The organism is Aliiroseovarius sp. D2-2 (assembly GCF_055809455.1).
Genome location: NZ_CM147913.1, coordinates 1,043,988 through 1,067,398, shown reverse-complemented (window position 1 = coordinate 1,067,398; position 23,411 = coordinate 1,043,988). Strand labels below are relative to the sequence as shown.

Annotated in this window: 22 protein-coding genes; 10 read left to right on the top strand and 12 right to left on the bottom strand. The window is 55.8% G+C overall.

The genetic code is table 11. The annotated features are described in order from the left end of the window. Window positions 1-3: 3 nt before the first annotated feature. From ahbB (AC0L6A_RS05255) to AC0L6A_RS05230, 6 genes are read left to right on the top strand one after another with little or no spacing between them, the layout of a single operon-like run. Entirely contained in the window at window positions 4-1,002 is a 999-nt protein-coding gene (ahbB, locus tag AC0L6A_RS05255) for a siroheme decarboxylase subunit beta (RefSeq protein ID WP_473292661.1), read from the top strand. Next, entirely contained in the window at window positions 999-1,451 is a 453-nt protein-coding gene (locus tag AC0L6A_RS05250; protein ID WP_473292659.1) for an Lrp/AsnC family transcriptional regulator, read from the top strand. The genes ahbB (AC0L6A_RS05255) and AC0L6A_RS05250 overlap by 4 nt, the downstream gene beginning before the upstream one ends. Then, window positions 1,448-1,936, top strand: coding sequence for a siroheme decarboxylase subunit beta (gene ahbB, locus AC0L6A_RS05245; protein ID WP_473292658.1), 489 nt, complete (start codon window positions 1,448-1,450; stop codon window positions 1,934-1,936). Before AC0L6A_RS05250 ends, ahbB (AC0L6A_RS05245) begins: the two co-directional genes overlap by 4 nt. Before the next feature lies 1 nt (window position 1,937). Continuing rightward, complete coding sequence (nirJ, locus tag AC0L6A_RS05240) at window positions 1,938-3,152, top strand: heme d1 biosynthesis radical SAM protein NirJ (protein WP_473292657.1); 1,215 nt, start codon at window positions 1,938-1,940, stop codon at window positions 3,150-3,152. Continuing rightward, entirely contained in the window at window positions 3,127-4,689 is a 1,563-nt protein-coding gene (locus AC0L6A_RS05235) for a cytochrome D1 domain-containing protein (protein WP_473292655.1), read from the top strand. Before nirJ ends, AC0L6A_RS05235 begins: the two co-directional genes overlap by 26 nt. A gap of 29 nt (window positions 4,690-4,718) precedes the next feature. Further along, window positions 4,719-5,438 carry a cobalamin biosynthesis protein CbiX gene (locus AC0L6A_RS05230; RefSeq protein WP_473292654.1) on the top strand — a complete coding sequence of 240 codons (720 nt, stop codon included), beginning with the start codon at window positions 4,719-4,721 and terminating at the stop codon, window positions 5,436-5,438. Between the two features lie 3 nt (window positions 5,439-5,441). Here AC0L6A_RS05230 and AC0L6A_RS05225 read toward each other — a convergent pair whose 3' ends face one another. The 11 genes from AC0L6A_RS05225 to AC0L6A_RS05175 all read right to left on the bottom strand — a co-directional run bounded on the left by AC0L6A_RS05225 (window position 5,442) and on the right by AC0L6A_RS05175 (window position 14,772). Next, window positions 5,442-5,945 (bottom strand): DUF2478 domain-containing protein, encoded by a 504-nt coding sequence (locus AC0L6A_RS05225; RefSeq protein WP_473292652.1) that lies wholly within the window; start codon window positions 5,943-5,945, stop codon window positions 5,442-5,444. After that, window positions 5,946-7,169, bottom strand: a complete 1,224-nt coding sequence (hemA, locus tag AC0L6A_RS05220; RefSeq protein ID WP_473293384.1) for a 5-aminolevulinate synthase — start codon at window positions 7,167-7,169, stop codon at window positions 5,946-5,948. It abuts the gene before it with no gap. A gap of 367 nt (window positions 7,170-7,536) precedes the next feature. Next, window positions 7,537-8,763: an NnrS family protein gene (locus tag AC0L6A_RS05215; protein ID WP_473292650.1), complete on the bottom strand. Its 1,227-nt coding sequence runs from the start codon at window positions 8,761-8,763 to the stop codon at window positions 7,537-7,539. Further along, complete coding sequence (locus AC0L6A_RS05210) at window positions 8,760-9,038, bottom strand: hypothetical protein (RefSeq protein WP_473292648.1); 279 nt, start codon at window positions 9,036-9,038, stop codon at window positions 8,760-8,762. The genes AC0L6A_RS05215 and AC0L6A_RS05210 overlap by 4 nt, the downstream gene beginning before the upstream one ends. Then, on the bottom strand, window positions 9,038-9,238 hold the full coding sequence (locus AC0L6A_RS05205; protein WP_473292647.1) for a hypothetical protein: 201 nt from the start codon (window positions 9,236-9,238) through the stop codon (window positions 9,038-9,040). The genes AC0L6A_RS05210 and AC0L6A_RS05205 overlap by 1 nt, the downstream gene beginning before the upstream one ends. A gap of 76 nt (window positions 9,239-9,314) precedes the next feature. Next, window positions 9,315-9,578: a cytochrome C oxidase subunit IV family protein gene (locus AC0L6A_RS05200; protein ID WP_473292646.1), complete on the bottom strand. Its 264-nt coding sequence runs from the start codon at window positions 9,576-9,578 to the stop codon at window positions 9,315-9,317. After that, window positions 9,578-10,114 carry a cytochrome c oxidase subunit 3 gene (locus AC0L6A_RS05195; RefSeq protein WP_473292644.1) on the bottom strand — a complete coding sequence of 179 codons (537 nt, stop codon included), beginning with the start codon at window positions 10,112-10,114 and terminating at the stop codon, window positions 9,578-9,580. The genes AC0L6A_RS05200 and AC0L6A_RS05195 overlap by 1 nt, the downstream gene beginning before the upstream one ends. Continuing rightward, a complete protein-coding gene (locus AC0L6A_RS05190; RefSeq protein WP_473292643.1) occupies window positions 10,111-12,054 on the bottom strand; it encodes a nitric oxide reductase activation protein NorD in 1,944 nt (647 codons plus the stop codon). Before AC0L6A_RS05190 ends, AC0L6A_RS05195 begins: the two co-directional genes overlap by 4 nt. A 71-nt stretch (window positions 12,055-12,125) precedes the next feature. Then, on the bottom strand, window positions 12,126-12,932 hold the full coding sequence (locus AC0L6A_RS05185) for a CbbQ/NirQ/NorQ/GpvN family protein (protein WP_246928370.1): 807 nt from the start codon (window positions 12,930-12,932) through the stop codon (window positions 12,126-12,128). 1 nt (window position 12,933) lies between these two features. Further along, on the bottom strand, window positions 12,934-14,298 hold the full coding sequence (locus AC0L6A_RS05180) for a cbb3-type cytochrome c oxidase subunit I (RefSeq protein WP_246928371.1): 1,365 nt from the start codon (window positions 14,296-14,298) through the stop codon (window positions 12,934-12,936). A 21-nt stretch (window positions 14,299-14,319) separates the two neighbouring features. After that, window positions 14,320-14,772, bottom strand: a complete 453-nt coding sequence (locus tag AC0L6A_RS05175; protein ID WP_473292641.1) for a c-type cytochrome — start codon at window positions 14,770-14,772, stop codon at window positions 14,320-14,322. A gap of 395 nt (window positions 14,773-15,167) precedes the next feature. Between AC0L6A_RS05175 and AC0L6A_RS05170 the strand changes: the two genes are divergently transcribed. From AC0L6A_RS05170 to AC0L6A_RS05155, 4 genes are read left to right on the top strand one after another with little or no spacing between them, the layout of a single operon-like run. Next, on the top strand, window positions 15,168-15,527 hold the full coding sequence (locus AC0L6A_RS05170; RefSeq protein WP_473292640.1) for a hypothetical protein: 360 nt from the start codon (window positions 15,168-15,170) through the stop codon (window positions 15,525-15,527). After that, a complete protein-coding gene (locus AC0L6A_RS05165; protein WP_473292638.1) occupies window positions 15,524-16,132 on the top strand; it encodes a TetR/AcrR family transcriptional regulator in 609 nt (202 codons plus the stop codon). Before AC0L6A_RS05170 ends, AC0L6A_RS05165 begins: the two co-directional genes overlap by 4 nt. After that, window positions 16,129-17,487: an efflux RND transporter periplasmic adaptor subunit gene (locus AC0L6A_RS05160; protein ID WP_473292637.1), complete on the top strand. Its 1,359-nt coding sequence runs from the start codon at window positions 16,129-16,131 to the stop codon at window positions 17,485-17,487. The genes AC0L6A_RS05165 and AC0L6A_RS05160 overlap by 4 nt, the downstream gene beginning before the upstream one ends. Then, entirely contained in the window at window positions 17,484-20,573 is a 3,090-nt protein-coding gene (locus AC0L6A_RS05155) for an efflux RND transporter permease subunit (protein ID WP_473292636.1), read from the top strand. Before AC0L6A_RS05160 ends, AC0L6A_RS05155 begins: the two co-directional genes overlap by 4 nt. A 405-nt stretch (window positions 20,574-20,978) precedes the next feature. Here AC0L6A_RS05155 and AC0L6A_RS05150 read toward each other — a convergent pair whose 3' ends face one another. Beyond that, window positions 20,979-23,405: an SIR2 family protein gene (locus tag AC0L6A_RS05150; RefSeq protein WP_473292634.1), complete on the bottom strand. Its 2,427-nt coding sequence runs from the start codon at window positions 23,403-23,405 to the stop codon at window positions 20,979-20,981. Between the last annotated feature and the right edge of the window lie 6 nt (window positions 23,406-23,411).

Genomic DNA, 23,411 nt, shown 5'->3' with positions numbered 1-23,411 from the left:
GCCATGAAAGATATCGCCGACCCCATTGACCGTGCCCTGCTGGACGATTGGCAGCGCGATTTCCCTGTGGTGCCCCGACCCTTCGCAGAGATTGCGAAGGTTGCCGGTACCACCGAGACTGATGTGCAGACCCGCCTTGCAGATATGCAGGAATCTGGGCGTATCACTCGGGTTGGCGCGACATGTGCGCCGAACACTCTGTCGGCCTCGACCTTGGCGGCGGTGGCCGCCCCTGAAGGTCAGATCGAGAAGGTCGCGGCGATCATCAACGAAGACCCCGGCGTCAATCATTCTTACGAGCGTGAGGACCGGTGGAACATCTGGTTTGTGGCCACGGGTCCGGATCGCGATGCGGTGAATGCGTCGCTTGTGCGCATCTCGGATCGCACCGGATTACGTGTGTTAGACTTGCGACTGATGCAGCCGTTCAACATCGACCTTGGCTTCAAGATGAGCGGCGGTGACACCCCCGTGATGCAGACCGCCCCTCGTGCCGTGGATATGTCTGCGATCCGCGAGGGCGACAAAGCCTTGATGAGCATCCTGACCACCGGAATGCCTTTGGTCCCCGCCCCTTACGCCGTGATTGCTGATCAACTTGGTCGCAGCGAGGGCGAAGTGATCACCCGCATTCGCGCCTTGACGGATGCGGGTATCCTGTCGCGCCTTGGCGTGATCGTGCGCCATCGCAAGCTGGGCTGGAAATCCAATGCGATGGTCGTTTGGAACGTGCCGGAAGGCCGGATTTACGAGGCGGGTACCCAACTGGCTGCCCTGCCCGGTGTGACGCTTTGCTATGAGCGCCGCCCAGTCGCTGGCATCTGGCCTTATCGGCTTTACTGCATGATCCACGCGATGTCGCGCGAAGATGCCTTGTCTGTTCTGGACAAGGCGAAGGCCCTGCCCGCGCTGTCGGATGTGGACCACAAAACCCTCTTTTCCACCCGCTGTTTTCGCCAGACCGGCGCAATGATTGCCAAAGCGAAGGAGACCGCAGAATGACACCGCTTGATGATATCGACCGCAGCTTGGTGAACGCGCTTCAAGACGACCTGCCGCTTGAGCACCGCCCCTTTGCACCCTTGGCTGAGAAACTGGGATTGACCGAAGACGAATTGCTGACCCGCGTCACAAACCTGCGCAGCTCGGGTGTTCTGACCCGCTTTGGCCCGTTTTTCGACGCGGCCGCGATGGGGGGGGCCTTTTGCCTCTGCGCAATGGAAGTGCCCGCCGAACGCTTTGACGAGGTGTGCGAGCAAGTGAACGCCCACCCGGAAGTCGCCCACAATTATGAACGCTCACACAAGTTGAATATGTGGTTTGTATTGGCCTGCGAAACGCCAGATTGCATCGACCAGATGGCCACCCGGATCGAGCAAGAGACCGGGCTTGAGGTGAAACAATTTCCCAAGCTTCAGGAATTCTTCATTGGCTTCAGGGTGGCAGCATGAGCATTGACGCAACAGACCGCGCCATCATCGAAGCGCTGCAATCCGGCTTGCCGCTGGTCTCTACCCCGTTTGCTGAAGTGGCGGGTTGGTTACGACTGGACGAAGACGACCTGACCAAACGGTTGGAAGCGATGAAAGAAAGCGGCATCATCCGCCGGATTGCCGCTGCCCCCAACCACTATAAATTGGGCATGACAGCCAACGGTATGACCGTTTGGGACGTGGACGACGCGGCGCTTGGCAAAATCGGCCCCAAGATCGGCGCCTTGCCCTTCGTCACCCATTGTTACGAACGTCCGCGCGCGCTGCCGGATTGGCCTTATAACCTGTTTGCCATGGTCCACGGGACGTCTCGTGACGAGGTCGAGGAAAAACGTCAGCAGATCGTGACCCTTCTGGGCGATGCGCTGAACGCATCCGACACGCTCTATTCCACACGTATTTTAAAAAAGACGGGGCTTCGGCTTCGGAAGAAAGGGGACTGACATGTTCCGCCTGACTGAATACATGCACCAGCTTGTTGCTCCGACCCCCGTGCGCAAACGCGGTGGGGCCGGCATGGTCAAACCAGTGGTGATTTGGAACCTGACACGCCGCTGTAATCTGCGCTGTCGGCACTGCTACACGGTCTCTGCAGACGTAAAGTTTCCCGGTGAACTGTCTGAAGAACAAGCGTTTGATACGCTCGAGGATCTGGGCCAGTTTAAAGTGCCTGCAATCATCCTGTCAGGCGGCGAACCTCTCGATAGCCCCTATCTATTCCCGCTGGCCGAACGGGCCCGCAAACTGACCCGCGTGCTGGCCTTGTCCACCAACGGCACCAAGATTTTCGGAAAGACCGCCGATCAGGTCGCCGAGATCGGGTTCAACTATGTCGGCATCTCGATCGACGGCATTGGCGAAACGAATGACTGGTTTCGCGGTGTCGATGGCGCGTTTGATGCCGCCGTACGCGGCGTGCGCGAGCTGAAGAAACGCGGTGTTCGCGTGGGTCTTCGGTTCTGCCTGACCGAAGGCACCCAGCATCACCTGCCCGACCTTATCAAGCTGTGCGATGATGAAGGGGTCGATAAGTTCTATCTGTCCCACCTTGTCTACGCTGGACGTGGCGACAAAAACCGGGGCGAAGACGCGCACCACCAAATGACCCGAAAAGGGTTGGACCTGCTGCTGGAACGCGCTTGGGAAAGCGCGAATGGCGGCCGTCAGCTGGACATCGTGACCGGCAACAATGACGCCGACGCAGGTTACTTCCTTCGCTGGGCGGCAGAACGGTTTGACGCTGACAAGATCGCTCATCTGCGTGAACATCTTGTGGCTTGGGGTGGCAATTCATCCGGTCTGGGCGTCGCCAATATCGACTTCCTGGGCAAAGTACACCCCGACACCTATTGGTCCGACTACACCGTCGGCAATGTGAAAGACGACAAGTTTTCCGACCTTTGGACAAGCGACGATCAAATGCTCGCAACTTTGCGCACCCGCCCACGTCCGCTGAAGGGACGCTGCGGGGCCTGCGCGATCCAAGATGTCTGCGGCGGCAACACCCGAATTCGCGCCCTGCAAGTCACGGGCGACCCATGGGCCGAAGATCCGGCCTGTTACCTGACAAACGACGAAATTGGCGTGGCTGAAGCCGACCGGCTGGAAGTCACCCCCTTCCGAGGAAAAAGCAATGACCCGAAACACCAGTTCTTTTAAAGCCGCAATCCTTGCCACGGCGCTGGTCGCGTTGCCTTTCGCGGCAAGCGCCGATCCCATCGCGGATTACAAGGAATTCTGTGCGGATTGCCACGCGGAAAACCGTCTGGGTGCGCAAGGCCCAGCCGTAATCCCCGAAACACTCAAACGCATGCGCGGCCCAAAGATCGAGGCTGTCATTCGCGATGGGCGCGTCGCAACGCAGATGCCAGGCTACAGCGAAGAGCTGTCAGACCAGCGCATCGAAGAATTGGCCGCCTATCTGAAAACCCCGCTTGATGTCGTCCCCCCATGGGGCGAGGAACAGATCATGGCCAGCCGCGTGATGGACGAAGACTATGCGCCTGTTGACGCGCCGGTCTGGGACTCGGATCCCATGAACATCACGCTGGCCGTTGAAACCGGCGACCACCATGTATCGGTTCTGGACGGCGACACGTTCGAGGTGCTCGACCGGTTCGCAACGCCCTTCGCCGTGCATGGCGGGCCTAAGTTCACCCCCGATGGCAAGTTCGTCTTCATCATGTCACGTGATGGCTGGGTTCAGAAATACGACATCTACGCGCTGAAACAGGTGGGCCGCGTGCGCGCCGGCCTGAACAGCCGCAACATCGCGATGTCGGGCGATGGAAAGTGGTTGGCTGTTGCAAGCTATCTGCCCAACACGCTGACCATTCTATCGACCGAAGACCTCTCGGTTGCCGAAGTACACGAGGTTGTTGGCAAGGATGGCACACCAAGCCGCGTGTCTGCTGTTTATCAGGCCCCGCCGCGCGAAAGCTTCGTAGTAGCCCTGAAAGATGTAACCGAAATTTGGGAGGTCTCGTACAGCGAAAACCCCGATCTAGGCATATATGCTGCCGGATTCACACATGATTGGCGCATCGAAGGACCGACAAAACAGGACACAGATTTCCCGATCCGCAAGATCACCACGCCGGATTATCTGGACGATTTCTTCTTTGACCAAAGTTATGAACACGTCATGGGTGCGTCGCGCAAAGGCGAGGACGGCTTGGTCATTGATCTGGTGATCGGCATGAAAGTTGCCAATCTGGATCTGCCCGGCATGCCTCACCTTGGGTCGGGCATCACCTGGGAACGCAACGGATCAACCGTGATGGCAACCCCGCACCTGAAAGAGGGCGTGGTGTCGGTCATTGATATGAACAGCTGGGAAACCGTGAAGCGGGTCGAAACCGAGGGCCCCGGCTTCTTCATGCGAAGCCATAAGAACTCGCCTTACGTCTGGGCTGATGTGTTCTTCGGGCCAAACAAGGATGCGATGCACATCATCGACAAGAAATCGCTTGAGATCGTTAAGACGTTGCGCCCCGTTCCCGGTGCCACCGTGGCCCATGTAGAGTTTACCAAAGATGGCAGCCACGCGCTGGTTTCAGTCTGGGAAGACGACGGCGAGGTGTTGGTTTATGACGCGAAAACGCTTGAGATCGTGAAGCGTCTGCCCATGCGCAAACCGTCTGGAAAATACAACGTATGGAACAAGATCACCTTCGAAGAAGGTACGAGTCATTAACCACGCGCCAGCCCTGAAGGGAGCCAGCCATGGACCATTTCGACGCCTTGATCATCTCACACGGGCAACCGTCCTCGCCTGAACCGGCCGAAGACGCTCTGGCCGACTATGTCGCCCGAGTGCAAACCCATTTGCCCGGTGTGAAGCTAGGTTGCGCTACGCTGGCCGCGCCCGGCCGTGTGAGTGACGTGCTGGCCAAGACAAAACCCGGCGCACCTGTCTATCCGTTGTTCATGTCGGATGGCTGGTTCGTGCGGACCTGTCTGGCAGGCCGGCTGGGCGACGCGCCCGTCGAACTGATGGCACCATTTGGAATGGACCCGGATTTGCCCGGTTTGGCAGCAGCAGGTTTGCATGCAGAAGGTCTGGGCGATGGCGACCCCTTATTTCTGGTCGCGCATGGATCAGGCAGCGGCCGCCCTGCCCCCGAACGCGCCACGCGTGACTTTACCTCGAAGCTGGAAATCGCACTGGGTGGCACATCCATCGAGGTTGGGTTTCTGGAACAAGACCCCTCGATCCCCGAGAAGGTTAAGGGGCTGAACGGGGACAATCTGTGCCTGCCCTTCTTCGCGATGGAAGGTGACCATGTGCGCCGTGATGTTCATGCAGCCTTGAAAGCGGGTGGGTTTAACGGGCGGGTTTTACCTGTGATCAGCCAGTTGCCGGGCGTTGACGCCATGGTAGCCCGCGCAATCAAATTACATTTGGCGGGCCAGGGTTCGCCGCTTAAAGCCGCGTCTGCCTAAAAATCAGCCGCGGACCCAGGTCAGAACAGACTCTGGGTCTGCGGGCAGCGTTTCCGCCGTTTCGCCAACAAAATCGGCAAAACCTTTGCGACTGTTTTCCCCTGCCCCAAGGCCGACCAGAACGGGGATATCGTTTTCGATCGCCTCAGCAATGGCCGCGCGAAATCCACGGCCTTCAACTTCTTCGGGTCCGAATTTGTTTAGGATGAAAACATCCGCATTTTGAACACCGCACCCTGTCACCGACGCAACCGCATCTGCAATTCCGGCGGGATCCAAACGGCACGCGCCTGATCCGGGGCCAAGCGGTTGGGTGATTGCGATCACCGGGCCATCTGGCAAAACGCGCACTTTCATATCGCACCCGTTCTCAAACTCACTTTCATGTTCTAGGTGTTTTACGATCCCCACAGCCCGCGTTCCGGCTCGTTGCAGTGTCGTGGCGAGTTCAGCCAACAACCGATCCGTTTCACCACGGCCCTGCGCGGTAACAGACGCGATGCGCATTTACTGCGCCGCCATGGGAACGCGTGCAATTTCGCACTGGCTCCACAATTCTTCCAATGCGTCCAGCAGATGCGCGATGTCGGCATCCGTGTGAACAGGTGACGGCGTGATCCGCAACCGCTCAGTCCCTTTGGGCACGGTTGGATAGTTGATCGGCTGAATATAAACCCCAAAGTCACGCATCAACGTGTCGGTGATGAACTTACACTTCACCGGATCACCCACCATCACGGGGATGATGTGGGACGGGTTTTCAATATGGGGAATGCCCATCGCGTCAAGCCCCGCGCGCACTGTCGCCACGCGTTCTTTCTGGCTGTCACGTTCGGTGTTCGAACGCTTCAGGTGCTGCACAGACGCACGTGCGCCAGCGGCCACGGCGGGTGGCAAGGCGGTCGTAAAGATGAACCCACTGGCAAAACTGCGCACGAAATCACAAAGCTCGGCCGAGGCAGCAATATAGCCGCCCATGACGCCAAACGCTTTGCCCAATGTGCCTTCGATGACGGTCAGACGGTCCATCAGACCTTCGCGTTCGGCAATGCCACCGCCGCGTTGTCCAAAAAGGCCAACGGCGTGTACTTCGTCCAGATAGGTCATGGCGCCGTATTTATCGGCCAGATCGCAGATCTCTTTGATCGGGGCGATGTCGCCGTCCATCGAATAGACGCTTTCAAACGCGATCAGTTTCGGCGCGTCGGGATCTGCAGCGGCCAGCTTGGCCTCAAGATCTTCAAGATCGTTGTGCTTCCAAATCACCCGCGCGGCTTTTGAATGGCGAATACCTTCGATCATCGACGCATGGTTCAGCGCGTCCGAGAACACGATACAGCCCGGAATTTGCGAGGCAAGCGTGCCAAGTGCGGCCCAGTTCGACACATAGCCCGACGTGAACAGCAGCGCGGCTTCTTTGCCATGCAAGTCTGCCAATTCGGCCTCTAACAATACGTGCTCATGCGTTGTGCCCGAGATATTGCGCGTGCCCCCTGCGCCAGCACCCACGGTGTCGATCGCGGTGTGCATCGCATTTAATACGTCAGGATGTTGACCCATGCCCAAATAGTCGTTTGAACACCAGATCGTCACATCCCCAGTGCCATCGGCACCTCGGTGTTTGGCGTTTGGAAAGGATCCGCGCTTTCGCTGAAGATCGGCAAATACGCGATAATTACCATCATCGCGCAGCGCGTTCAGGCGGGTTTTGAAGTAGCCTTGATAATCCATGGGACGTCCCTCCGGTGCATCATCTGTTGAGCCATTGAACCCGATTGCACGATCCCTCGACATGATGTTTGTCAAGTCGGCGACAGATATCGAGATGCGGGCCCAAACCCTTTGACTGTAGAAAAGTAAGACCAACCACCCGCCACCCAGATGGATGACACTCGGCCTCATGGTGCAAATAAATACACCTGAGCGGTTGGCCTAAGGGTTCGAAAACCCAAGCGTGATCGGTTTCGCCACCGGCCTCACCCAAGAACAGAGGCGACATGATCACAGAGGCCGTATTCGCAGTATTAGGACGAGGCTGTGGGATAACCTCGCTGGGTGGGCCTTGCCCGGACTGTGACACAAGACCAGAGGCACGCACTTAACCAACGTCAAGCCGCAGACGTTTCATGTGGTCTGGCAGGGGTGGCGTTGGGCGCACCTCGCGAACCGGACGCGGGCCGGTCAGTGCATGAATAAATCCGACGAGGAACAGCACGAAGGCTGCGATCCACGCTGCGCCCGCAATCAAGATCAACGTGTTGTGCCAAGTGATCAGAAGATCAGCGGCCAGCCAGCGCGTCACGGCAGACAGAATCATCAGCCCATATCCCCATGCAACGGATGTCGGTGGAATGGGAGCACGACCCGTATGGCCAAGGATCGCGCGGCTCATAACTGCAAGCGTCATGCCACCGATCCCGCCAACGCCCAGAACGTGCAACGCACCAACCTCATCTCCGAAGCCCCATTGCGCAAAGGCCCAAAGAGCAAGGCCAGCGACAACCAAAGTCTGCGCGGAAAGTAAAGACCATAAAAGAGGATCACGAAGCGTCCATGTCACCCGCCATTGCGCCAATCGCAGCCCATGAAATAAGGCAAGTGCCAAGGCGATCATCGGGTGCAGGGTGGGAATGAGCAGGCTCCACGGCAAAAGTACAGCAAAGGCCACCGTTCCACGATCTAGCCGGGGCGTGACGGGGGGCCACGTCGCCTCGGGTCGTTGGGCACGTTTCATCGCATTTCGGATAAAGCCGGGCGTCACGCGGCCACCCAGCACGATGATCAATCCGATTTGCGCAAGCAGACCCAGTCGAAGGCCTTCATAGGCGGCACCCGGAACAAGACCGGTCCAATCCAGATGCACAGCGATGTTTCCCGCCATAAGCGCGGTTAGGAACACCAAAAACACCGCATGTTGGGGTTTTGGGCGACGCACCAATTGAACGGCTATCCGCGCGATCAAGACCAGTAGAAAGGAAAGATCAATGCCAGCAACAACCCCAGAAGGTAGCGCCGATGATTGCCACATCGCAATCCGGCCCGCCGCCCAAAGACAAGCAGTCAGCGTTATCACCAAACCGCGCCCGCTTGCCACTGCCGTTAGGAAAAACCCGCCGATCGCAGCGCCAGCATATCCGAAAATCATCTCATGCGCGTGCCATTCATAAGGCGACATGGCGAGGTTCGACATCTCAACCCCGTTGCCAACGGTTTGCGCGCCCAACCAGAACTCCCAGATCACGCCAGACAAGATGGCCCAGATCGCTGCCCCCAGAAAAAACGCTCGAAACCCTTCACTGAGGATGCGTTTTAGAACCTGGGTCATGGTCTGCCCTTCATATCTGTGTCCGTCAGGCTTCGTCTTCCGCCTTGTCGATTAACCCGCGCATCCATTTCCCGGAGAATCCACGCAAATGGCACGCCAAGAATGACGCCCCCGATGATGGATTGCACGGGCGTCAACGCGGTTAACCCGATGGCTTGCGTCATCAGGGTAAAGAAAAACAAGTTTACAGCCGCCGCACCTGCGGCGAGCGGGTAAAGCACGACGGCCAGCAACCAGACTGGCCAACGGCCAGATCTGTCTTGCGCATCAGCCATCACTTACGAAACACCGATTTCTGTACAGCGATCATCGCGATAATCATTGCAATAGCAGCGCCAGCCAACCAAAAGGTTGCGCCACCTACATCGTGGGTATGTCCATCGACAACGGCCTCGCGCAGCGGGGTTTTGTCGTGATGCGCCATAGCGGGTGAGGCCACGACCATGACCCAAACGGCCAATTTCAGAGCGTTCATGGTGAGACTCCTGTCAAGTTCAGACCCATGGGTATCAAGCCAAACGCACCCCGGCCTTGATCATCGTCAAGCTAATCTACATCGCCATCGGCAACGCATAGATCAACGCCGCCAACCCTAAAAACCCGATGAGAAACGCCGTGAACCCACCCCGAAAGCTGGGCGCATCACGAAGTCCCAGATAATCCGACAGGATCACGCGGGCCTTCAGACCCGACAGCGCCAGGACGGTTAGGACAAAGATGGGGCCGGCTTCGGGCAGAACGCCAGCGAAGACCGTGGTGACAAAGCTTAAACCGATCAACAGGATAAGGGCGCGGTTTAGGATCGGTGTTGTCATCAGTGCACCAGATAAATGATCGGAAACAGCAGCACCCAGACCAGATCGACCATGTGCCAAAAGGCGGCGCCGGCTTCCAGATTGCGCGGGGTGCCCCAGCGCATCAACAGCGCAAAGATCACCAGCCCAGCCACGACATGCAACGCATGAAAGCCGGTCAGAAGGTAGTAGAAGGTGAAAAAATCGCTGCTCTCGATCCCGATCCCGTGGCGTGCTTTCTCAGCATATTCGATCCATTTGATGATCAAGAAAACAAGGCCAAGCGCCATTGCGCCGGACAACCACGCCCGCATGTGACGTGCAGACTGCACCGCGCGCGCAGCGCAATACCCGCTGGACACCAGAACGATTGTGTTCACCGCCCCGGCAACACGATCAAGTTGCGCTTGATCGGCTGCAAATCCCACCGGGTCCATCGCCCGCATGCCCAAAAAGGCCAATAATCCCGCGCCGAACACCAAAAGCTCCGAGACGATCAGGATCCAGATCATCAGATCTCCGGGCAGCTCGTCCAAAACGGAAGCCTGGTCACTCATGCGCCACCCGTGATCTGGCGATAGATCTCTGGCAGAGCGGCCGTCAGCTTTGTGGGGTCTGGCACAATCGAAAATCCATCCGTGCCAAAGATACGCTGAACCCAGCCCTGCCCTTTCTGATCAACAACAACGCCATGCACCGCATGCCCTTTTCGGCGGGCTTCGCGTACGGCCATGCGGCTGTCTTCGATCCCGTGTCGTCCTTCGTAGTGATCAAGATCATTGGGTTTGCCATCGGTGAGAACCAGCAGCAACCGGCGCGTGTTTGGGCGGTCGTCCAACTCTGCCGTCATGTGGCGGATTGCGGCACCGAGCCGCGTGTAAAACGCAGGTGTCAGCCCACCAATGCGCGCCTCGACGCGGGGGCCCATTTTTTCGTCGAAGCCTTTGCATTTCTGCACATACACCCGGTCACGTTTCAGGGACGAAAACGCGTGGATCGCAAAATCATCCCCACAGGCATTTAACCCCCAAGATAGGGCGGTCATGGCTTCACGTTCCACGTCAATCACATTGCGCTCGCCGATCGAGGCTTCCGTTGATCGCGAGATGTCCATCAAGACCGAGATCGCCAAATCCCGCTCCATCACGCGTGCGGCCCGATAGACGCGATCGCTAGAGCGTCCGGTAGCCCTTAGTTCGACCTGGGCTGCAATGGCGGCTTCAAGATCAAGCTCATCGCCGTCCATCTGGCGCGGTAGGATCACGCGTTTGGGGCGCAAGGCTTCAAACTGGCGTTTCACCGCGCGGATGCGGCGTTCGGTGGCGGGATCGTGTTCCAGCGCCTCGACCTCATCTGCGACGCTGGCCAGAACGCGTGCATGCGCGGGAATATAGGCCCCTTTCCGGTGATCCCATTCGGGATAGAGAAACTTGCCTGATAAACGTTCCCGTTCCGCATCTTCCGGTGACAAATCAAGGTGGAATTTCAATCGCGTGGCGGTCTTTTTGGACACCTGACCAAGCGCCAACTCGTCCTGATCTTCGGCGGCACGGCGGGCGTTGTCTTCATCATCATCTTCGACCCGGCGGTTCATATTCAGGCTTTCAACCCAGCTGAAAATCGCCTCGAACTTATGCAAGATCAGGCTATCACGCCGTTCAGCCAGATCGCTTTCGGAACGGCGGGCCGCCTTGGTGCCCTCGGCCTCGTCGCCGGGTCCCTGCCCTTGTTCTTCGCTTTCCGGCAGCCGGTCAGCCGCTGCGCGTTTCGCCATGGGGCGTAGGTCAGGCCACATCGGCACCGGGCGAAACGGGCGATAGCCGTTTGGCGCGCGCAGGTGATCCAAATCCGCATCTGGCTGACGGATCAGCGCCACGAACTCACCATCAAGTTTGCCTTTAGGTTCCGGCCCACCCAACAGATGGTCAATTGCACCCTCCATCGCGGCCTCAAATTTTGGCAGCTTCGAGTCAGGTCGGGTTGCCCGACACGCCCCGACAAGAGTTTCATAAAACCCGCGCAAGCCGGGGCAGTCCTTCAGCGTTGCCTGCGTCATCGCGATCGACGCCTGAAGTGCACGCAGATCAGCCCGCAAAGGGTCTTCGTCGACAATAGGTTCGGGCGCATGCGCAACCGATGCCACAAGCCAGAAATAGAGCGCAGCGTTGGCCTCGCGCGCTGGGAATTCGGCGATAATCTCGGGAAGACGCAGAGCTTCGCCATCAAAGCTGGGCCGTGCTTCACGTTCGCGCCACGTGCCCAAGGCACGGCGGAAGGAAAGCCGGTGGTTTGAGACTTGCAGAGTCGCTGGCTTGATCTCAGCCGCATGAGATTCGCCAAGCCCGCGGAAGAATACACCTAGACGGCCGGAGATTTCTTCGAGCGAAACAGCGGTTTCGTCATGCGTGCTGCGGGCGTCAAGACCGCTGGCGTATTTATGCCAGATCTTGCCAACGGTTTCTTCGGGCTCAAAGGGGTCGAATACACGTTCGGACATAGGGAACCTCGGGTGTCAGGTCATCCAGTGTGAAGGCTGCGACCGACCCCATGGCCGGTCGCAGATTGGCATCAGCCATAGATCGCGGTGACAAGGTCCATCAGTCCCCGTTTGACGTCTTCATCGTCAGACAGAGGCTCAATCATCGCCGCGCGGATTGCACGGTCAACGGACATGCCGTCTTCGATCAGCGTGGCGCAATAGATCACAAGGCGGGTCGAAACGCCCTCTTCCAGATCTTGCCCTTTCAGGCCGCGCAGTTTGTTTGCCAGCCGAACAAGGGACGTTGCCCGACTGACATCCAGCCCGCTTTCGCGTGTGACAATATCGATCTCACGTTCGTGGGAAGGAAAATCGAAGTCGATCGAAAGGAAACGCTGGCGGGTTGAAGGCTTCAGGGTCTTCAGGATGTTCTGATACCCCGGGTTGTAGGATGCGACGAGCATGAAGCCGGGGGCGGCCTCGATTTCTTCGCCGGTTTTATCCAGAGGCAAGATGCGACGATCATCGGTCAGCGGGTGCAGAACAACGGTCACGTCTTTGCGCGCCTCGACCACCTCGTCCAGATAACAAATCGCCCCTTCACGCACAGCGCGCGTCAGTGGACCATCAACCCAGACGGTTTCCCCGCCCTTCAGAAGATAGCGACCAACAAGGTCAGCAGCAGACAAGTCATCGTGACAGGCTACGGTATAAAGTGGGCGACCCAAACGGGCAGCCATGTGAGAGACGAAGCGCGTCTTACCGCAACCGGTCGGACCTTTCAAAAGCAGCGGCAGCCCATGGCGTTCAGCAGCTTCGAAGATATCGCATTCGTCAGAAACGGGTGAGTAGAAGGGGGCGCGAGCCCCCTCCGTGGTTTTTTCTACGGCGGCCATATCAGGCACCTTCGCTTTCAGCACCGCGCGCAATCACTTCGCGACGAGGGGCCAGTTGGGCGTAGATGAACAGGATGGCGCCAATGACGACACACAGTCCCGAACCCCAGCGCATGATGAAGAACAGGTGCAGACCTTCTTGGATCTCCATGAAGTTCTCACCCAGCACACGTTGCATGTGGGTCTGAATGGTACCGGCAAAGGTCAGGACGAATGTCATGAACGCCATACCACCGGTCATCAGCCAGAAGCTAACCATGTTGAGAACCTGGTTATACGGGTCGCGGCCCGTCAGGATCGGCATGGCATAGGTGATGATCGCAAGGTTCACCGACACATAGGCACCAAAGAAGGCCAAGTGACCGTGGGCTGCGGTGATCTGCGTGCCGTGGGTGTAGTAGTTCACACCGTGCAGCGTATGCAGGAAGCCCCAGACACCCGCGCCAAAGAAGGCGACAGTTGCGGCACCCAATGCCCAAAGCAAAGCTGCTTTGTTGGGGTGATCACGTTTGCCCTTCCAGACCATGACGAAGCTGAAGCTCATCATTGCAAAGAACGGGATGACTTCTAGCGATGAGAAGATCGACCCGATCCACTGCCAGTAGCCCGGCAGACCGATCCAGTAGTAGTGGTGGCCCGTACCCAAAATGCCCGAGAACAGAGCGGTTGCGACGATGATGTAGAGCCATTTCTCAATGACCTCTCGGTCGACACCAGTCAGTTTCAACAGCAGGTAAGCAAGGATGGATGCCATAACCAGCTCCCAGGTACCTTCTACCCACAGGTGGACGATGTACCACCAGAACATTTTATCCAGCGCAAGGTTCGCCGGGTTGTAGAAGGCAAACAGGAACAGCAGCACCAGACCCCAAAGGCCCAGAAGCAGCACGTTCGTGATGGCAGTCTTACGACCTTTCAGAACCGTCATCGAGATGTTGAACAGGAAGATCAACGCCGCAACAACGATGCCAAGCTTCACCCAAACGGGTTGCTCAATGAACTCGCGGCCTTCTTTGCCCAGGAACCAGTTTCCGGGGAACAGGTCGAACGTGTATGTTACAACCACGCCCAACGTGCCGACCAAAAGGATGATCAGCTGAAGGTAGGCCAGCATTGGTGAATGGATCTCACGTTCGGCTTCTTCCGGTACAAGGAAATAGGCCGCGCCAAAGAACCCTAGAAGCAGCCACACAATCAAAGAGTTTGTGTGCAGCATGCGAACGATGTTGAACGGTAGCAGCTCGGACAGGAAGTTCGGGCTGACATAGATCCAACCTGCCAAAAGGCCACCCAGCACCTGAACGGCGAAGATCGCCATCGCTGCCAGGAAGTACCAATAGGCAATTTTTTGTGTTTGGTATTTCATGTCTTGTCTCCTCGTCCGGCCTTAGCCCGCCTCGTTCGGCGGCCAACCTTGTGCGTCGATCGTGTTGACCCAACGGAAAAACTCCGACAGATCGCGAATATCTTCGTCGCTCAGGTTGAATTGAGGCATCTGACGACGCCCTTCGATGCCGGTTGGCTGTGCTTCCATCCAACCTTTCAACACTTCGAAAGCGTCTTCAGGTTCGTCTTGCACGCCCCAACGGGTCATTACGTTTTGCAGTTCAGGGGCGAAGTAAGCGCCTTCCCCCATCAGTGTGTGGCAGTTGATACAGGCGTGTTTTTCCCACACATGTTTGCCACGGGCGACACTGTCCGTCAGTGGTGCATTTGCTGTCGACTGGGTCACCACATAGCGAACCGAATGTGCCGACAAGAGCAAAAAGACTACAATGAAGAACAGCGAGCCGCCATAGAACACGTTACGTGCCATGGTCTTAGTCATGACTTCTCGCATATCGGCCTCCAGCTCAGTTATCCAATTTTCTGGATAGAGGAGCCCGCGCGCCAGTAGCTTGACTATTGTTAAGGAGGTTGGGTTTTCATGAATTTGGGGCGCGTTTTCAGACGAATTCGAGGTGTCCAAGGCCTCTGGTCGCATGATTTCCATCCACTGCAGTTGTTCCATCAGCCGACCAATGGCGGTTCACTAAGCTTTTCGAACTGAGAGCCTTTCAAGAATTCGCGTCGATGGCTTTCAGAGCCACTCGGCGATAACCCAGCACCCTGTGCCGCTGCTAGGTGTTGCAATCCGGCAAACTGATCATTAGTTATAAGTCTATAACCTATATGGATTCTCCGATGACAACCCCGTCACTTCGCCCTTCAACTCCCCCCTTTCGGATAAAGGTCATGGCGATTTTTGCGCTGGTCTTTGGCATCATGACGGTTATCTCCGGGGGCGGCGTACTGTTCGGACCAGCCGACCTACAGGCAAAGGCAGGAGATTTCGTCGGATTTGTCGTCTGGTTCAATTTTGTTGCCGGTTGGGTCTATGTTGTCACCGCGATCGGCTTGTGGCTCGGAAAAGCATGGGCCGCACGATTTGCTGCGCTCATCGCGATTTCAACAGCCCTTGTCGGATTAGGTTTTGGTATCGCGGTTCTGCGCGGCACCCCGTTCGAGATGCGCACCGTAGGTGCATTGATGCTTCGGTTCTCGATCTGGCTCGCGATTGCGCTTGTTGCTAAACGGGCGGGTCGATCAACATGAACACACGCAAATCGTCCCCTGATCGGAAAGCAGAAATTCTGACAACGACGTTAGGGCTGGCATTCGAGGTTGGCCCGGACCACGTAACCACGGGCATGATTGCGGGCCGGCTTGGCCTTTCACAGCCCGCGATTTACAAGCATTTTCCCAAGAAGGAAGACGTCTGGCAAGCCGCCGCGCAATCGCTTTGTGAACGCATAGCTGAAAACACCCGGTTGGGCAGCGTGACGGACAGGTCAGCGATCGAAAATTTGCGGCACTTGGTCTTAAGTCACCTGCATCTGGTCACCGAGATTCCGGCCTTGCCCGAAATCATGGTCACGCGCGATCCAACAGGGTCATTGACCGCCGCACGCCAGCAAATCCAAAGGGCAATGAGCGAATTTCGCGCCGCTGTGACCGCAGCATTGGACACAATGAGGACTGCGGGACAAATGCGTGCCGGGCTCACCACCGATGACGGCGAGATGCTCGTCTTTGGCATCATTCAAAGCCTGATACTCCGCTTGATCGTAACTCGTGATCCTGCACCACTTGTACCTGACGGCAAACGTTTGCTTGATCTGCAACTCATGCTGTTCACTGATAAAGGAAGCGCGCCATGAAAACTGGTTTCAAACTGGCCCTGATCACCCTGCCAATCGCGGCAATCGGCGCGGGTATACTGGCGCTGGTCGTCTCGAACTCTCCGCCGCCCGAACGGGTCGAACTGGCGGAACGTGCCAACACGGTCAGCATAGTTACAGCCGAGACCCGTTCGATCATTCCGAAAATTTTGGGTTTCGGCGTTGTCGCCCCAGCGCACACATTCGATGCTATCGCGGAAGTTGGTGGAACGGTCGACTATGTGAATCCACGGCTACGTGATGGACAAATCCTGCCAGAGGGCGCGGTGTTGCTGCGTCTTTCTCCAACGGATTTCAACTTGGCCATTGCCCAAGCAAACGCAAATATCCGAGCAGCTGAAGCACGCCTGACCGAACTGGACGTTTCTGAGGCGAACCAACGCATAGCACTTGAAATAGAACGTGAAGTTCTTGCCGTGCGTGCGTCCGACCTTGCACGGGCCGAGACATTGTTCGCCGCCGGAACGCTAACCCAAACCGCCCGAGATACCGCCCGCGCGGCACATCTGGCGCAGCGACAAAAAGTACAGGGTATCGAGGGCACGTTGGCCCTATTCCCAACCCAACGTGCAGTCCAATCCGAACAAATCTCTATTTATCAGAGCACCCTAACCACAGCTGAGCGAAACCTTGAAAGAAGTGAGCTTCGTCTACCTTTCACGGCGCGGGTCGCCGAGCACAATGTGGAGGTCGGGCAGTTCTTGAAAGTCGGTCAGACTGCCGCCAGTCTTGATGGGATCGACAATGCAGAAATCGAGGTTCAGGTCTCGATCAATGCGCTGCACGGTCTGGTGCGGTCAGCTGTATCCCCGCAAGCGACGCTTCCCCTTGATCCAACCCGAATGAGCGAGGTTCTGGCTGAAATGAACCTGATCGCGCAGGTGCATCTGCGTCTGGGCAACGAAGTTGTCACATGGCCTGCCCGCGTAGATCGGTTGGCCGATGGTATTGACCAGAAAACCGGGATGATGGGTGTTATCGTACAGGTCGAAGGCGCTTATGGTCAGACCGGTGCAAGTAACCGCCCGCCGCTGACGAAAGGTATGTTTGTCAACGTCACACTTGGCGCACGGCCTGTCTCTGGCATCGTCCTGCCGCGCAGTGCGTTGCGTGATGGGCAGGTCTATCTTGCCGACAACGACAACCGGCTGCGCATCATCGCCGCCACACCACATTTGGTTCAAAGCGGGATCGCGCTTTTCTCTGACACGATTGCCGAAGGTAGCCGCATCGTGCTTGCGCCCCCCAACCCGGTGATCGATGGGCTTTTGCTAGATCCGGTTTTAGACGCTGAATTGATTCCCCAACTGTTGGCCGAGGACGCCGCACAATGATCCGGTTCTTCGCCGCACATCCGACCATCGCCAACTTGCTGATGATCCTGTTTCTGGCCGCTGGCCTGTTCGTCAGCCCGACGCTACTGCGTGAAACCTTCCCGCGTGCTGACGCAAGTGAAGTCGAGATCAACGTGCCCTATCCGGGCGCCCGCCCCGAGGATGTTGAAACCGCGATTTGCGAGCGGATCGAAAGCGCGTTGGACGCGGTGACCGGCATCGAGCGGCACTCATGTGAGGCGCGCGAGAACTCCGCGCGTGCCGTGGTAAAGCTTCGCGAAGGTGATGATTTTCAGGCCTTCGTGGCCGAAGTGAAATCAGAAATCGATGCGATCACAGACTTCCCCGACCGCGCCGAGGCCGCGACCGTCAGGCCGCTTGGCTTGACAGATTTTGTCGCCTCGGTCGCTATCACGGGGCCGAAATCGCGCAGTGATCTGAACGACTATGCCGAACAGATTCGCACCGACATGCTGCGATGGGGTGGTTTGCCCCGCGTTGATATTCGTGGTTTTTCCACGCGAGAGTTACAGATCGAACTGCGCCCGGATGATCTGCAAAAGTTCGGCGTATCAGTCGCCGATATTGCACGTGCGGTGCAGGCAGGAAGCCTTGATCTTCCAACGGGCAGCATTGAAACGGCAACTGAAACCCTGTTGATCCGTGTGGCCGAAGAACGGCGCAGCACAGATGCTTTGGCGGCACTGATTGTACGATCCTCATCGCAAGGGGGACAGGTTCAACTGGGCGAGATCGCTGACATTTCGCAGGGATTTGCGTCGAAGGATGATGTGATCTTGTTTGATGGCGAACCCGCTGCGATCCTAGACATCACCAAAACCCGTGCCGAAGACAGCCTGCGTACATTGGATGCTCTCAAGGCATTTCTTGAGGCTGAACGTGCACAAGCCCCACCCGGTGTAACACTGGAAATTACCGCTGACGGGGCATCAGTCGTGCGCGATCGACTGACCCTAGTCGTGGTTAACGGCTTGCAGGGCTTGGCACTTGTATTCCTTGTTCTGTGGTTATTTTTCGGATTTCGGTTCTCGTTCTGGGTGGCGATGGGGTTGCCGGTGTCGTTCATGGGCGGCGTCGCCTTGATGGGGATGGTTGGATATTCCCTGAACCTGATGACAACGCTTGGCCTGTTGATCGTGATCGGATTGCTGATGGATGACGCCATCGTCATTGCCGAAAACATCGCCCGACAACGCGAGAAAGGACGCAGCGCATTGGATGCAGCCGTTGAAGGTGCTGCACAGGTATTCCCCAACGTGTTTGCCTCGTTCGGCACAACAGCCATGATCTTCGGATCGCTCGCCTTTCTGTCCGGCGATCTGGGAGCAGTTTTGCGCGTCGTGCCCGTGGTGATGCTGTTCGTCCTAATGGTATCATTGGTCGAGGCGTTCCTGATCCTACCCCACCACTTAATCCATAGCCTTGAGACAACGCACAACGACACAGGCGTTCGTGCGCGGGTCGAAGCCACTGTCGCCTGGACCCGCGAAAACGTCGTCGGCCCGCTGGTCGATCTAACTATCCGCTGGCGTTACGCCACTGCCGGGATCAGCCTTGCGGTTCTGCTGGTCTCAGCTTCAATGTTGGCAGGTGGGTACCTAAAGTTCACTGCGTTTCCGGAACTGGACGGCGACACCATCGTCGCCCGCGTGCTGTTGCCCCAAGGCACGCCCCTGTCACGCACCGACCAAATTGTTGCGCAATTGGAAAAGGGGTTGGATGAGGTCAACGCCACACTATCCCCTGAACAACCGGTTGAGGCACCTTTGGTTCAGCACATCTCGGTCTTTCACGGGCTGAACCGGGATGCTTTCGAAACAGGCGCACATGTGGTCACGATCAGCGTTGATCTTCTGCCCTCGGCGGAGCGTGTCAGTAGCCCCGACGAAATCATGGAGCTGTGGCGCAATTCAGTTGGGCCGGTACCGGATGTCATCAGCCTGAAGTTTGCCGAAAGCACAATCGGACCTGCAGGGATCGCAATTGACCTCCATTTGAAAGGTGACGACCTGACCGCGCTCAAGTCCGCGTCGATCGAGCTGCAGAACTGGTTATGGCAATACAATGGGGTGACTTCGATCCTGGATGACCTGCGCCCAGGGAAACGCGAACTGCGTGTGATGCTGACGGATGCAGCAGGGCCAATGGGGATCACAGCTGCCATGGTCGCGGATCAGTTACGTGCCGCCTATTTCGGCACAACAATCAGTGAAATGCAGATCAATGGATTACTGGTCGAAGTCACCAGCCAGTTCACTGATCAAGATCGCGGCAGCCACACTGTATTTGATGATTTCATAATCACCCGTGCCGACGGGTCCTATGTGCCGCTGTCGGTGGTGGCACAGGTCGAAATTGGTCAGGGCTACAGTCGGATTAATCGCGAAAACGGCGTGCGTAGCGTGACTGTGCAGGGCTCTATCGACACCCGGATTGCCAACGCGAGCGCCATTGTCGGCGACACGCTTGACCGGTTCGTGCCAAAGCTACTTGAGCAGTTTCCAAGCGTAACCCTTGACGTAGAAGGCCAGAATGCTGAAGCCGGAAAGACACAAAAATCCATGGTTAAAGGTTTCGCGATCGGACTTCTGGGTGTGTTCCTTCTGCTCAGTTTTCTGTTCCGGTCATATGTTGAGCCCATCGTGGTGATGCTGGTGATCCCGCTGTCCTTGCCAGGTGCGATCTTCGGGCATATGGCGATGGGTCTGAACTTTTCGATGCCCAGTATGCTGGGTTTCATCGCTTTGGCCGGTGTTGTCGTCAACAACTCGATCTTGCTGGTGGATTTCGTAAAACACGAACACTCTGACGCAACAAACATTTCGCAGGCCGCCGCGCGTGCTGCACGTGCGCGTTTCCGAGCGATTTTTCTGACCACCACCACGACAACGGCAGGGCTTCTGCCGATCCTGACCGAAACCAGCTTGCAGGCGCAGATCCTGATCCCACTGGTGGCAAGTTTGGTCTTTGGCCTGCTGACCGCCAGCCTTGTTGTTCTGTTCGTTCTTCCGGCAATCTACGCAATACTGGATGACCTTGGTCTGAGCACACTGAGCAAAGAATAGAGCAAGAGTGGGAGAACAAAGGTCTGTGTGCATTCTGTGTGCGTTGACCTTGCACAATCCACCCTGCATTCCTTCTTGGTTTCACGCCGCCATCAGCGCGTTGAACACATCAATCGGATCGAAATTGAGCACTTCTGCAATCCACCCCCAATTCAATCTCCAAAGCGACCGATTAGTAAAACAAAGAAAGGTCGGATGAGCGACCAAACCTCCACAGCCACCAAACGTCCGTAACCGTCCGAAATCACGGAAGACTATCGAGAAAACACACAGATACAGAAAACCGAAGGGTGGGTGGCGGAGACGAAGGAATGCAAATAAATAACCCAAATTATTGATTTATAAATACATTATATGTGAGCAGTAAAATCCATACCACAAAACGTACCCCAGCAGGTCACCCAATTAAGCTTTACCAACACATTTCAGTGAGATCGATTTACAAATCTCATGCGCGTGTTCCATCGAATCCTTCACATACCCCGGTTGTTGGGATTGGCAACGTCCATCCACCTGCTGAGCCAGAACATTTAGATTCCTGGATATGATTAACTTATGCGCTTCAATGAGGGACGGCTCGGCTTTCTCAAAATATTCAACTATCGACTTTATGGTCAAGTAAGGGTGAGATGTCTGATCCGGTCTACCTACGAGCCGAGACATTATCTGAATGACTTCATTGAAAGCTCTAAGATAATTCGCTGAAGTATCTCCGGCTTTCGCAGACTCCAACATCAGGCCAGCTTTTTGATCATCCAGGTGATGAGTGTCAAAGCCTTCCCAGTTATGAGATCGCCCATACGCTTCATCAAGATACTGTTTTGCTCGGACAAAATCTTTATTGTCTCTCATGGCCATCGACCATTGGAGCCAGAACAAAACATGGCTTTGGCAAAATCCAAATTCTGAGAGCCGATCAAAAAAGAAGTCACGCTCTGATTCACTCAAAACTACATGCTTTAGCTGGGTATATCTCATTAACTGGGAATACACTGACTTGAACAAGACTTGCGTTCTTAAGGGAGCCAATCGTTCTAGCGCATCGATAATTGCCAGTACCACTTCGCGATCATCAAACAAAAATGCCAATGCATCGCGGGCGTTGATACTAGCAATCACATCAAACCGCTTAAGTGTTTTATTATAAGAGATAAACGGCGATGCAGCATCACCCAGCAATGCCTTAGCACTGTCTCCCCCCAGCATTTCATCAAGCAAATTTACTTGAATATTCTCGCCAATATGGCGCAAATAGAAGGCAAGTATTAGCGCTTCAGTCGCAGTTTTGCCACGGGTCCGGAAGCGATCAAGCTCTCCTACGAACTTGTTGCGTATGTGTTGTGAATTGAAGCGACCTAGCAAAAATCCGGAAAGCCGCGCATTGTTATCTCTTGCAACTATGCGCTTCTTGTCAGATTCTTTTGTAACATCTTTGCCCCATCCGCCTATCCTGTTCGTACAGGCGATAATACCGTCAACTTCACTGTCAGACATGACTTCTGTGTCAAAAATTTGAAGGGGGGTATCCTCCAGCAAAAATGTTCTAATGTCTTCCTCAGAGTCGTAAGGCAGTGTTCTAGATGCTAAAAGGAGACGATTCCCGGCCCCATTGACGATCTTCAAGACGGATCGCAATTCATCCCTCAGCGTGAAGCAATCATCGATAACGAAAATTGCAGTCGGATAAGACTCGACAATCCTTTGTGCTTCTCGGGACAGGTCATGATATTTTTCTCTTAAGTAGAAGACGGTTTCACCCCGTGCCGAAAGATCAAAACAAACTTCTTCAAGAAGCGTAGTCTTGCCAGAGCATATTCCCCCCAAAATGAGAGCGACAGAATGGTCCTTCCTCAGGAAATCGGCAATGTTAGCACGCTCACTCCTCGGAGCCCTGAAGCTCAGAGAAGACTCAAACATGTCTTTATAGTGAAATGGTCTCTTATATTGTCCGTATACCAGAAAACCTTCCTGATCCTCAACGCTTGCAGGATCGTCAGGTAGTTTCGGTAGTTCTTCATAACTGAAACTAAGAGTGTTCAGTTCGTAACTTGCCGCTCCTGAGTGCGCGTCCACAACGAGTCCGGCGAAACCATCCTTGCCAATAGACAAAGACTGCCCAAACTTCCTTTGCTTCGCCAACAAGCTTCGATCACCCCCAGAGCCTTCGCGATTTATGAAAAACACCTTATCCGTTGAACCCGCCGCAGAAAATAGCGCTTCCGCAAGATAGAAATCTGTGTTCGAAAACCCGACGAAAAAGATGGCTTTAGCTCGGGCAAAGTCTTCCCGGAGAGTTGGGTTCCAGTTCGTATCCTTTGCAATCCGCATGTAGCTTTCGCGACCTAAGACACAGCTCTGAAGAAGGTTATGGATATCCCAGCTTCGGAGCGCGCCATGTAGATGCACCACCCATTGGCTGTTCGCGGAACGCTTTTCAAAGTCTCTTTTGGACTCTGTATTGTTAGCCACCGAATGCTTGAGGCCCAAATCGGTTAGACTTTGAGAAATTAGGTCGTCGTAGTTCGTCGTGTAAATCCGATCCCATGGGTATTTCAGTATTTCATCTGTAGAGGAAGTTCGCTTCGAAATTGTGTATTTTTGCGACAACATGGCAAACAAGCCATGCTCACCTTGTTTTTCGACGTATTCATCAGCAGCTTCTTGCAAATCGGGGTACTCAAAGCCTACAGCATCATTGAGAGCTTTAAGCAAAGGGGAAGAAGCCCCCAACTCATCGCCAGAAAAATTCAGGCTGTCAGCCGAAAATCCAGCACCGCAGAACAACAGATTTCCACCACCGCAACCCAGCGCTAAATACTCTTCAATAGACAATTTATG

Bases quoted from the DNA above. Each gene is read 5' to 3' on its own strand.
- ahbB (WP_473292661.1), top strand. From the start codon at position 4: ATGAAAGATATCGCCGACCCCATTGACCGTGCCCTGCTGGACGATTGG.
- AC0L6A_RS05250 (WP_473292659.1), top strand. From the start codon at position 999: ATGACACCGCTTGATGATATCGACCGCAGCTTGGTGAACGCGCTTCAA.
- ahbB (WP_473292658.1), top strand. From the start codon at position 1,448: ATGAGCATTGACGCAACAGACCGCGCCATCATCGAAGCGCTGCAATCC.
- nirJ (WP_473292657.1), top strand. From the start codon at position 1,938: ATGTTCCGCCTGACTGAATACATGCACCAGCTTGTTGCTCCGACCCCC.
- AC0L6A_RS05235 (WP_473292655.1), top strand. From the start codon at position 3,127: ATGACCCGAAACACCAGTTCTTTTAAAGCCGCAATCCTTGCCACGGCG.
- AC0L6A_RS05230 (WP_473292654.1), top strand. From the start codon at position 4,719: ATGGACCATTTCGACGCCTTGATCATCTCACACGGGCAACCGTCCTCG.
- AC0L6A_RS05225 (WP_473292652.1), bottom strand. From the start codon at position 5,945: ATGCGCATCGCGTCTGTTACCGCGCAGGGCCGTGGTGAAACGGATCGG.
- hemA (WP_473293384.1), bottom strand. From the start codon at position 7,169: ATGGATTATCAAGGCTACTTCAAAACCCGCCTGAACGCGCTGCGCGAT.
- AC0L6A_RS05215 (WP_473292650.1), bottom strand. From the start codon at position 8,763: ATGACCCAGGTTCTAAAACGCATCCTCAGTGAAGGGTTTCGAGCGTTT.
- AC0L6A_RS05210 (WP_473292648.1), bottom strand. From the start codon at position 9,038: ATGGCTGATGCGCAAGACAGATCTGGCCGTTGGCCAGTCTGGTTGCTG.
- AC0L6A_RS05205 (WP_473292647.1), bottom strand. From the start codon at position 9,238: ATGAACGCTCTGAAATTGGCCGTTTGGGTCATGGTCGTGGCCTCACCC.
- AC0L6A_RS05200 (WP_473292646.1), bottom strand. From the start codon at position 9,578: ATGACAACACCGATCCTAAACCGCGCCCTTATCCTGTTGATCGGTTTA.
- AC0L6A_RS05195 (WP_473292644.1), bottom strand. From the start codon at position 10,114: ATGAGTGACCAGGCTTCCGTTTTGGACGAGCTGCCCGGAGATCTGATG.
- AC0L6A_RS05190 (WP_473292643.1), bottom strand. From the start codon at position 12,054: ATGTCCGAACGTGTATTCGACCCCTTTGAGCCCGAAGAAACCGTTGGC.
- AC0L6A_RS05185 (WP_246928370.1), bottom strand. From the start codon at position 12,932: ATGGCCGCCGTAGAAAAAACCACGGAGGGGGCTCGCGCCCCCTTCTAC.
- AC0L6A_RS05180 (WP_246928371.1), bottom strand. From the start codon at position 14,298: ATGAAATACCAAACACAAAAAATTGCCTATTGGTACTTCCTGGCAGCG.
- AC0L6A_RS05175 (WP_473292641.1), bottom strand. From the start codon at position 14,772: ATGCGAGAAGTCATGACTAAGACCATGGCACGTAACGTGTTCTATGGC.
- AC0L6A_RS05170 (WP_473292640.1), top strand. From the start codon at position 15,168: ATGGCGATTTTTGCGCTGGTCTTTGGCATCATGACGGTTATCTCCGGG.
- AC0L6A_RS05165 (WP_473292638.1), top strand. From the start codon at position 15,524: ATGAACACACGCAAATCGTCCCCTGATCGGAAAGCAGAAATTCTGACA.
- AC0L6A_RS05160 (WP_473292637.1), top strand. From the start codon at position 16,129: ATGAAAACTGGTTTCAAACTGGCCCTGATCACCCTGCCAATCGCGGCA.
- AC0L6A_RS05155 (WP_473292636.1), top strand. From the start codon at position 17,484: ATGATCCGGTTCTTCGCCGCACATCCGACCATCGCCAACTTGCTGATG.